The 9532-nt window shown below is 60.2% G+C and carries 9 protein-coding genes; 3 read left to right on the top strand and 6 right to left on the bottom strand.

What is annotated here, in order from left to right:
- Positions 1–86: 86 nt before the first annotated feature.
- A complete protein-coding gene (locus ACVWZ1_RS13780) occupies positions 87–479 on the bottom strand; it encodes a PhoD-like phosphatase N-terminal domain-containing protein (protein WP_457467202.1) in 393 nt (130 codons plus the stop codon).
- 284 nt (positions 480–763) lie between these two features.
- Here ACVWZ1_RS13780 and clpS point away from each other — a divergent pair, with 284 nt between their 5' ends.
- Positions 764–1045 (top strand): ATP-dependent Clp protease adapter ClpS, encoded by a 282-nt coding sequence (clpS, locus tag ACVWZ1_RS13775; protein WP_011432326.1) that lies wholly within the window; start codon positions 764–766, stop codon positions 1043–1045.
- A 14-nt stretch (positions 1046–1059) separates the two neighbouring features.
- Entirely contained in the window at positions 1060–1884 is an 825-nt protein-coding gene (locus ACVWZ1_RS13770) for a CPBP family intramembrane glutamic endopeptidase (protein ID WP_457503704.1), read from the top strand.
- A 24-nt stretch (positions 1885–1908) separates the two neighbouring features.
- Here ACVWZ1_RS13770 and ACVWZ1_RS13765 read toward each other — a convergent pair whose 3' ends face one another.
- Together ACVWZ1_RS13765 and ACVWZ1_RS13760 are read right to left on the bottom strand one after the other, a co-directional pair.
- Positions 1909–3363 carry a sodium:solute symporter family protein gene (locus ACVWZ1_RS13765; RefSeq protein ID WP_457503703.1) on the bottom strand — a complete coding sequence of 485 codons (1455 nt, stop codon included), beginning with the start codon at positions 3361–3363 and terminating at the stop codon, positions 1909–1911.
- Positions 3356–3541 carry a hypothetical protein gene (locus ACVWZ1_RS13760; protein ID WP_457393724.1) on the bottom strand — a complete coding sequence of 62 codons (186 nt, stop codon included), beginning with the start codon at positions 3539–3541 and terminating at the stop codon, positions 3356–3358. The genes ACVWZ1_RS13765 and ACVWZ1_RS13760 overlap by 8 nt, the downstream gene beginning before the upstream one ends.
- 142 nt (positions 3542–3683) lie before the next feature.
- Here ACVWZ1_RS13760 and dprA point away from each other — a divergent pair, with 142 nt between their 5' ends.
- Positions 3684–4841: a DNA-processing protein DprA gene (gene dprA, locus ACVWZ1_RS13755; RefSeq protein ID WP_457482082.1), complete on the top strand. Its 1158-nt coding sequence runs from the start codon at positions 3684–3686 to the stop codon at positions 4839–4841.
- Here dprA and ACVWZ1_RS13750 read toward each other — a convergent pair.
- The 3 genes from ACVWZ1_RS13750 to treS all read right to left on the bottom strand — a co-directional run bounded on the left by ACVWZ1_RS13750 (position 4780) and on the right by treS (position 9315).
- Positions 4780–5115 (bottom strand): SOS response-associated peptidase family protein, encoded by a 336-nt coding sequence (locus ACVWZ1_RS13750; protein ID WP_457503702.1) that lies wholly within the window; start codon positions 5113–5115, stop codon positions 4780–4782. The genes dprA and ACVWZ1_RS13750 overlap by 62 nt on opposite strands.
- A gap of 247 nt (positions 5116–5362) precedes the next feature.
- Positions 5363–5830, bottom strand: coding sequence for an SOS response-associated peptidase (locus ACVWZ1_RS13745; RefSeq protein WP_457503701.1), 468 nt, complete (start codon positions 5828–5830; stop codon positions 5363–5365).
- Positions 5831–5877: 47 nt separating this feature from the next.
- Positions 5878–9315: a maltose alpha-D-glucosyltransferase gene (treS, locus tag ACVWZ1_RS13740; protein WP_457503706.1), complete on the bottom strand. Its 3438-nt coding sequence runs from the start codon at positions 9313–9315 to the stop codon at positions 5878–5880.
- Positions 9316–9532 lie beyond the last annotated feature (217 nt).

Raw genomic sequence — 9532 nt, 5'->3', positions numbered from 1 at the left:
TCAGGACTTGGGTCATGGTTCTATCGTAACTTCCGCATTCCTCCCGACACTGACCCTACGGGTACAGTGCGGGGCTCCTGCGATTTCTAGCTGACAAACCGGTAGAAGTAGCGCTGCGCTGGCCTCAAGCCGGTGACGACGGCACGAGCAATGTAGTCGCCTGGCTCAGTGCGGTAGTTGCGGCCCGCCACACGGCGAGCAGTAAGCGAAACTTGTTGCGAAATGGGGTTGAACTCGGAATTCTCAGCCACCTGCAACGTCACCGCAACCGTATCTGTCGCGCTGGCCGGGATCACCCGCGTGGAAAGCACCGCCCCTTCCGAGGTGGGATCCCCGGCAAATACCCCTTGGGGAAATCCAGGCTCTCCCAGGGGGGGAATGGAGGAACTGGAGGTGCCTCCACAGGCAGCCAGGGCAGCTGCCCCACCTCCAAACATCAGCAACTGCAGGAAAAAGCGACGGGAACGCAGGGAACTCATGAGACCCACCTCAGGGACGCAGGCAAATGTAAAGGGATCCGCAACAAAGGCCAATCGCCTTTTTAGTCAAGCACTTTTGCCCCCAAGCTGAGGTTGTGGGCAGGTGAAGGCTGGGTTAGGGTTGGTTTAACGGCTCTGACCCCTGCGCCCAGGTTCCCCACGGCCTTTTCACAGAGCTTGCTGAGAAGGCTAAAATTTCATTACAGTTTTTCCTGCTTTTGCCCCATTTTTGCGGTTTTGCGTTCCTTAGACTTCTTGTTGACCCTGCCGAAGGAGGGATCGTTGTGGCTACAGAGACCCTGGTCAAGCCTTCTGTAACCCCAAAGCACATGCCCATGTACCGGGTGTTGCTGCACAACGACGATGTCAACACCATGGAGTACGTGGTGCAGGTGCTGGTCAAGGTGATCCCGGCGATGATGCCGCCGCAAGCCACTGAGATCATGCTGGAAGCCCACCACAACGGCGTTGCTGTGGTGATCGTGGTGCCGCGGGAGCACGCGGAGTTTTACTGTGAGCAGTTGCGTCAGCACGGCCTCACCAGCTCCATTGAGCCGGAACGCTAGGCGGGGCGGGTTGGATGGGCCTGCCGATCTCCAAGCTGAGGGCTTATCCATTTCTGCTGCGCCTGCTGCTTTTCTTGGCGATCCCGCTCTTGACCTGGCTGCCGTTGCTCGGGCTGGGGAGTTGGCTTCTTCCTGAACGACGGGAGTACCTGTGGCTGCTCCTGTATGCCCTGCTGCTAGCCTGGCTGGGGCTGTGGGGATCTGGATTTGCTGCCTATGGGCTAGATAGCAGTTGGGCCTGTCGGGGCGGGATCCTCTGGGGCCTGGGGATCGGGGTCGGGGGGCTTTTCTTGCTTTTGGGCCTGGAGGGATCCCTGGGTTGGCTGAGTTGGAGGCCAGTGGACAGGGGATCCCTGCTGGTCTATGGGTTGCTGGGGTTGCTTTTGGGCTTGGGGGTGGCGCTGGCGGAGGAGCTGTTTTTTCGCGGCTGGCTGCTGCAGGAGATGCTGCTGGACTACGGTTGCAGCACTGCGGTGTGGGGATCCAGCTTCCTGTTTGCTATGGCCCATTTCCTGAAGCCTTTGCCTGAGATTCTCGCCACCTGGCCGCAATTTCCCGGACTGTGGCTGATGGGGCTGCTGCTGGTGCAGGCGAGGGTCTGGAACCAAAACAAGCTGGGCTTAAGCCTGGGGCTGCACGCGGGTTGGGTATGGGGCATGGCCTGGGTCAACAACTTGGCCTGGATTGAGTACACCGGCAGGGTGCCAGCGTGGCTAACGGGGATTGGTGGCAACCCCTTGGCGGGCCTGATGGGCTTGCTTTTTCTAGGAGGGACTTTCGCATTTCTCAACGGCCTGGCTCAAGCTGGCTGGCTACCGGCAGACCTGGAAAAGCGTTGATTGAGCTGATCGATAAAGAATAACCTACTCTCCCCAAGGCCCTTCCTCGTAGTAGGCGGTCACCTGCTCCTTGGGCGGCTGGGTAAGCAAGCTTACGCCAATTAACACCCCACTGCCGATCACCACTGCCGGGATTACGGGTAACCAGCCCCCTGTCCAAGCTTTGGGCAACAGACCCGACAGCCAACCTAAAGTCAGGCCACTGGAGACGAGGGCCCCGGCTACAGCCCCGGCGCGGGTAGCCCGCTTCCAGTACAGGCCGGCAATTAAGACAGGGAACAGCATGGCATTTCCCTGAAAGCTCCAGGTGGCGATCTCCACAATCAGCCCCGGCGGGTTAAGGGCAATGGCAAAAGAGGCCAAACCGATCCCCAGCACCACCCAGCGTCCCAATTGTTCTTCTTGGTGGGGGGAAAGCTGGCGTCTAAAGAGGGTCACTACCAGATCCCGCGTTACCAACGAGCTGGCCGTAAGGAGCTGTGAGTCTGCCGTGGACATGAGGGCGGCCAGAGCTGCTGTAATCACCACCGCTGCCACACCGCCGGGCAGAGTTTGCAACATCAGGGGCATGATCTGGTCCGCTTTCTCCAGGCTGGGAAAAGCCAGGCGGCCCCAAACCCCAAGAAGAGCTGCCGGGAAAAAGACCAGCAGAATCAGCAGCGGCCAGACTACCATCAGGGTCTTGAAGGGATGAGCACTCCTGGCCATGTAAAAGCGCTGGAAAAATTGTGGGAAAAGGGGAGTGGCCATGAAAAACAGCAGTTGATTGCCGAGTAACCCTTGCCAGCTCCAGCGTCCTTGGGGGCCGGGCAAGCTCAGCCAGGGATCCAACTGCCCGGCAGCTTCCTGGCCCACCCCCAAGGCTAGGGCAACAAAGGCCACCCCCATCCCCAAAATCAGGATGATCCCCTGCACCACGTCCGTCCAGACCACCGCCTGGGATCCGCCAAAGAGCACATACCCCAAGATCACCAGCGCCACCACCACCGCCAAGGGCCAGTAGGGGATCCCCTCCCCCAACACCGCCGCCAGGGTGCGGGCTCCGCCAATGATCTGGATGCTGATGTAGGGGGCGGTAAACGTCAGGGCGCTAAGGCAGTAGAGTAGAGCCAAAAGAGGGCTGTTGAAGCGGTGGCCGAAAAACTCGGAAGGGGTGATGAAGCCAAAGTGTTGGGCTGCTAGCCATACCCGGTAGCCCACCCACAAAAACAGCCCCGAAATGAAGGCGGTGGTCACTCCCACCCCCAGGAAGATCCCTATGCCGTGGGTATAGGCATCTGCCGGCACCCCAATGAAGGTAAAGGCGCTGAGCAAGGTGGCCAGCGTCGTCAAAGTTAGAGCCAGGGATCCCAGACCCCGCCCCGCCAAAAAGTAGCTAACCGGATCCCGACCGCTGTGGCGATAGCTCCAGAAGCCGATGGCTGCCAGCAGCAGCAAGTACACCCCCACCACACCCAAACTTAAAATGCTGTCAGTCATCTCCAGGCCAGCAAACGCGCACAATGTAGAAGTTAAGAGGTACCAACAGCAGGACAGCCAATCCCGCCAGCCAATACCAGGCCGGGATCCCCAAAAACTGGGGCTGGGCCGAGCGGGATCCCACCCAGGTCAACAGCCACAGCAGGGGATAGGCCCCCCACACCCAAGCTTGGCGCATCCGCCCAAACCGCAGCTGCCTTGATCCTTGAAGGTTACCGGCGGGATCCAACCCTGACATCTACCCATCTCCTGCTTTTTTGCCAAGCGTTCCTTTTGCCAATCATTTAAGTAAGATACGGCCACTACTGCGCAGAGCTAAATTGTCTTTTCCCCTTTCCCCTTCAGATCCTGTTGGCAAGAGGGAGCCTTCCCGTGGGCCAGGCCATGAAGAACGGGAGCGGCCCTACTGGCTAGCTTGGGCCCGCATCAAAGGGATTGGCCCCCACCGGCTCAAGCGGCTGGCGGAGTTTTTTGGATCCCTGGAGCGGGCTTGGCAAGCGGATGCCCCGGCCCTGCGGCAGGTGGAAGGCATTGGCCCCACCCTGGCCCAGGCTATTGTCTCTGCCCGTCCTGGCCTTGATCCCGAGCAGATCCTGGAGGAAACCCTCAAAGCGGGGATCCCCTTTCTCACGCCTGCAGATCCGGACTATCCGCCGCTGCTGTGGGAGGTGCCAGATCCCCCGCCCATTCTCTATGTCCTAGGAGAATGTCCCAATTGGCAACAGCCGGCTATTGCCATCGTCGGCACCCGCGCCCCTACGGCCTACGGTCGACAGTGGACCCAGAAAGTCAGCGCTGCCCTGGCGGAAGCTGGCTGTGTGGTGGTCTCGGGGCTGGCAACGGGGATCGACGGCATTGCCCACCAGGCCTGTCTGGATGCCGGCGGCAAGACGGTGGCCGTGGTGGGAACGGGGGTGGACAAAGTTTACCCAGCTCACCATCAAGCTCTCTACCGGCGCATCCTGGCCCAAGGGGCCATCCTCAGCGAATATCCCCCCGGCACGCCACCGGCCAAGGAGCATTTTCCCCAGCGCAACCGCATCATTGCCGGCCTCTGCCGCGCCACTTTGGTGATGGAGGCTCCGGAAACCTCGGGAGCGCTAATTACTGCTCACCTGGCCAACCACTACGGTCGGGAAGTGTATGCCCTGCCGGGGAACATCGACACGGCGGCGGCCCGTGGCTGCCTGCAGCTCATCCGCAGTGGCGCGGGCATGATCCTGGGGATCGAGGAGCTGTTGAAAGACTTGGGCCTCCTCCAGGGATCCCCTGTGCTAAAGCAGCCCTCATCCACTGGCCCCAGCGATCCCCAACAGCAACTGCTCTGGCAGCTGCTAGGGGAGGGCATCCTCAGCCTCGATGCCCTGGCCCAGGCTAGCCAGATGGATATTGCCACCCTTTCCAGTACCCTGCTGCTTATGGAATTGGAAGGCTGGCTGGTACAACTGCCGGGGATGCGCTACCAGCGGGCTCGCTGAGGCTGGATCCCTGCACTGCTTCTCCGATAGGAGCACGGCAAGCGGGATCCTCGTGGCGGGGGTTGTTCACATAGGTGCTGACCGGATAAGCCGCCATGGCTTCTGCTGGGTAGGGGCGGAGCAAGGGCAACAGCAGCTTGGGATCCTGCACCTGGGGATCCAGCCAGAGGTCGTAGTCGTTTTCCGTCAAAATCACGGGCATCCGCCCGTGAAAAAGCTGCATCAGACGGTTGGCGGCAGTGTTGAGGATGGCACAGGTTTCCACCTGATACATTCACGCTGAACTCTCCTGAACATGGTTCAGGAAAGAAGCGATCGCATCCTGCCTATCTCTGTTCGCGTCAGCGGGACGGAGTCCAAACAGGAAGGCGGTATCCCGCAAAGCCCTGAGGAATACCCCCCGAGCGCTTTCCCCCTTCACTTCCCGGCAACCGTTGCGGTGGACTCAAGGATCAGGGGGAAACTTGGTCTACTATATCCCTCTCAATGACTTTTGCCAAACCGCCTAAAGCTCAGTAAATTCAGCAAAGTTCAGGGTTTTGGGGGTTAGAGGCATGCTCCACCCCCTCTGGACTGCGCCAGCGTTCCCAAATGCCGGCAAAGGCAAATACCGGTCGATCCAGCAGGTGAAACCAGTAGGGTTGTCTGCCCTTCTTGGCCGTACCTGAGTCGGCCCACTCGTAGAAACCATCGGCCGGGATCAAGCAGCGACGACGGCGGAAAGCTTCGCGGAAAGAAGGCTTCTCAGCTACTGTCTCAGCTCGGGCATTGATCCAGCCGGCCTGAGGAGCTCGGCTCCAGCTGGGGATCAAGCCCCAGCGAAAATGGGTTGCCTCGCGCTGAAGGGATCCCGCCACCACCGCCAGCACCGGCTGAGAAGGAGCGATGTTATACCGGGGGACAGCTGCCCTTTCTTGGGCTGCCGCCGGCAAGCCAAAATGCTGCCTCAGCACTTCTGGGGCCACTCCCAGGCTAAACCGTCCACACATGTTTGTCCCCCAGTCGCTCACCCCAAATGGCCTGCCGACAGGATCCCCTAAACCTTGGTGGAAATGCCCAGCAGTTGCAAGATCCCGCGCAGGGGAATCTCCACCCACTCGGGGCGGTGGTTCAACTCATAGCCCAGCTCGTAAATGGCTTTTTCCAGCAGATAGGCGTCCAACAACACCTCTATCTCTTGCAGGCTGCGGGGCAAAAAAGCCGCTTGGGAAGCCACCTGCAGATATTCGGCCAAAAAGCCCGCGCAGACCCAGCGGTGCCAAAACTGGGCCCACCGCATCATGTCGGGGCAGTGGTCGGCGCAGACCAAGCCGCTCTCCAGTTGCTGGCGCAAAGCTGTGTGGACAGCATAGTGGAAGGATCGCAGCATCCCCGCCACATCCCGTAAGGGGCAACGCTTGAGACGCCGTTCGCCCAAAGAGCGGGCCGGCTCCCCTTCAAAGTCGATGATGACAAAGTCTTTGCCGGTAAACAGCACCTGGCCCAGGTGATAATCCCCGTGGCAGCGGGTACGCAGGGCGGTGATCTTCCGCTCCAGGATCAGGCGGAAGCGGCTCATGATTTCCCCTTCTTGGTCGCAAACAGCCCGAGCCAGGTTGGCCTCTGCCTCCGGCAGCTTGGGGATCTGCTTATAAGGACTCCGTCCCGCTGACGCGAACAGCAGCGGAAACACCTGCCCCACCAAGTTGCGCATCGATTGATAGATGGAGCGCTGGTAAAGGCTGGAGAAAGGCTCTGGGGCAAAGTCTTTGTTCTCCGTATCGGCAGCCAGGGCGATGTGCAGCTCGGCGGTGCGCTTGGCCAGGATCCGCACCGATTCCAGGTAGCTGCCGATGGTGGCATAGGCCAGCTCCGGCAAGGGCTGTTGGGAAAGCTCCAAGAAGGATCCCTGCGGCACGGGCACGGGATCCACCTCTTGGTAGTGAACCAGCACCGCCTCAAAAAATTGCCCCAGGCTGTCCAGGGTGTAGTGCCAGGCATCTCCCTCGTTGGGGATGTACTCCTGCAAAATGGCCAGGGTAATGGGCTGATCGGCGGGATCAAACCCACGGGCCCCGCGACGACGGCGATACTCCAGGGATCCCAGCAGCCGCGGCACGCGCACCTGGGGATGGTGCTCCAGCAGGTAGCGGCCTATCTCCAGCTCTGGGTTTACCCCCTCGGCCACCCGGTGGTAGAGCTTGAGGAGGTAGTGGTTGCCATAGACAACGGAGGTGTAGCTCTGCTCCGCCTTGAGGAGGCGGGGTTCCAGGTCATGCTCAAGGGCAGCAAAGCTAGTGGCCCAGAGCTCTCCCTGACGGTGACGCAGGCGGCCCTGCTGGGCAATTAGCTGCAGCAGCCGCAGCAAGAAGCTTTTGTCAGCCAGAGCGTTGAAAATTACTCCCGCCGGCCCTCCGGCCACTTGCACAGGGAGGATGACCGCCTGGGGCATCTCTAGGCGCAGGTGTACGGCTGCTTCTTGGGTGGCATAGCCCACAGGGAGAGAGTAGAGCTGCGTATCGCCCTCGATAAACTCGGCCTGGAGAAGCAAGATCTGGCTGCCCAGCAAGGACTCCTCTTCTCGGCGGCAGGGGATAGCCTGCAGGATATGGATCGCCTGGAGCTGGCGGTTTTGGGAGCCAAACCAACGACAGCGGTAGAGGTAGTCCGCCAAGACTGCCTCCAGCTGCTTTTGGCTTTCCCCTTGCAAGAGACTGTCCCAACTACCACTTTGAACAACCAGAGGACTACCACTTTGAACAACCAGAGGGACCAGGCGTTCCTGCTCCTCCGCTTTGCTGGGGCTGAGGTGGATGGTCTCCGTTTTGGGCTCAAGGGAAAACCAGTAAAAGGAATGGGGGCCTAGCGTTAGGAAATAGGGCAGTCGCCCAATAGGGGGAAACTCGGTGTGGCCAAAGATCTCCACCGGGATCAATCCTTCCCACGGCGATAGATCCAGCCCCACCCACTGGGCGTAGCGGGAGAGATTGGCCACCACCAAGATGCGCTCATCGCCAAAGGCCCGCATAAAGGCAAGCACCTTGCGATTTTCCGGGTGGAGCAGCTCAAAGGAGCCGCGGCCAAAAGCTTGGAATCGCTTGCGCACGGCGATGAGCCGCTTCATGGTCCACCACAGGGAATGGGGGTTGTTTCGCTGCGCCTCCACATTGACAGCTTCGTAGTGGTACTCGGCGTCGATGACGATGGGCAGGTAGAGCTTCTGAGGGTTGGCCCGCGAAAAGCCGGCGTTGCGGTCGGCGCTCCACTGCATGGGGGTGCGCACGCTATTGCGATCCCCCAGGTAGATGTTGTCCCCCATGCCGATCTCGTCCCCGTAGTAGATGACCGGCGTGCCGGGCAGGGAAAACAGCAGGCTGTTCATCAGCTCGATGCGGCGGCGGCTGTTGCCCAGCAGGGGGGCCAAGCGCCGACGGATGCCCAGGTTCACCCGCGCATTGGGATCCTTGGCGTACACCTGGTACATGTAGTCCCGCTCTTCGTCGGTGACCATCTCCAAGGTGAGCTCGTCGTGGTTGCGCAGGAAGATGGCCCATTGGCAGGTTTCGGGGATGGGCGGGGTTTGCTGCAGGATGTCAATGATGGGGAAGCGATCCTCCATCTGGATGGCCATGAACAGCCGCGGCATGAGGGGGAAGTGAAAGTCCATGTGGCATTCGTCCCCGTCGCCGAAGTAGGCCACGGCATCTTCCGGCCATTGGTTGGCCTCGGCCAGCAACATGCGGTCGGGATAGTTGCGGTCGATGTGTTGGCGCAGGGCCTTGAGGAAGGCATGGGTTTCCGGCAGGTTCTCGCAGTTGGTGCCTTCCCGCTCGTAGAGATAGGGCACGGCATCCAGCCGTAGGCCATCCACCCCCATGCTCAGCCAGAAGTCCACCACCTCAAAGATGGCTTTCTGCACGGCGGGGTTGTCGTAGTTGAGATCCGGCTGGTGGGAGTAGAAGCGATGCCAATAGTAGGCTTTGGCCACCGGATCCCAGGCCCAGTTGGAAGTTTCAAAGTCTTGAAAGATGATGCGGGCTTCTTTGTACTTTTCGGGGGTATCGCTCCAAACGTAAAAGTCTCGCTCTGGGGTGCCGGGAGCAGCCCGCCGAGCCCGCTGAAACCACGGGTGCTGATCTGAGGTGTGGTTGAGGATCAGCTCGATGATGACGCGGATCCCCCGTTGATGGGCGGCATCCAGAAAGATTTTGAAGTCTTCTAGGGTGCCCAAGGTGGGGTTAACGTTGGTGAAATCGGAGACGTCGTAGCCGTCATCCCGCAGGGGCGAGGGGAAAAAGGGCAGCAGCCAAATGGCCGTGATGCCCAGATCCTGCAGGTAGTCCAGCTTTTCCGTCAGGCCCTGGAAGTCTCCCACGCCGTCGCCATCGCTGTCGGCAAAAGCCCGCACCGGTAGCTCGTAGATGATCGCGTCTTTGTACCAGAGGGGGTTGTGGGTGAGGGGGGAGATGAGGCTGCGCAGGGGGGCTCGGATCATCATGTCGGTCATGTCGGCAACAGAGACAGGATTGGGACACCTTGGCAACCCTAGCCGTTGAATGGGGATCCCCTCAATAGGCTACAGCCTTCTCTTGGGTGCCAGGGATCCCCGGCGTCGGTTCAGCTAGAAATCGCAGGAGCCCCGCACTGTACCCGTAGGGTCAGTGCCGGGAGGAATGCGGAAGTTATGATAGAACCATGACCCAAGTCCTGAC

Source organism: Thermostichus sp. MS-CIW-25 (assembly GCF_054060015.1).
Note: the sequence above shows the minus strand (reverse complement) of the source record. Positions and strands in the feature narration are given on the sequence as shown.

Coding starts and splice junctions, on each gene's coding strand:
- ACVWZ1_RS13745 (WP_457503701.1), bottom strand. CDS start 5,830: ATGTGTGGACGGTTTAGCCTGGGAGTGGCCCCAGAAGTGCTGAGGCAG.
- ACVWZ1_RS13780 (WP_457467202.1), bottom strand. CDS start 479: ATGAGTTCCCTGCGTTCCCGTCGCTTTTTCCTGCAGTTGCTGATGTTT.
- ACVWZ1_RS13760 (WP_457393724.1), bottom strand. CDS start 3,541: ATGCGCCAAGCTTGGGTGTGGGGGGCCTATCCCCTGCTGTGGCTGTTG.
- ACVWZ1_RS13770 (WP_457503704.1), top strand. CDS start 1,060: ATGGGCCTGCCGATCTCCAAGCTGAGGGCTTATCCATTTCTGCTGCGC.
- treS (WP_457503706.1), bottom strand. CDS start 9,315: ATGATCCGAGCCCCCCTGCGCAGCCTCATCTCCCCCCTCACCCACAAC.
- ACVWZ1_RS13750 (WP_457503702.1), bottom strand. CDS start 5,115: ATGTATCAGGTGGAAACCTGTGCCATCCTCAACACTGCCGCCAACCGT.
- ACVWZ1_RS13765 (WP_457503703.1), bottom strand. CDS start 3,363: ATGACTGACAGCATTTTAAGTTTGGGTGTGGTGGGGGTGTACTTGCTG.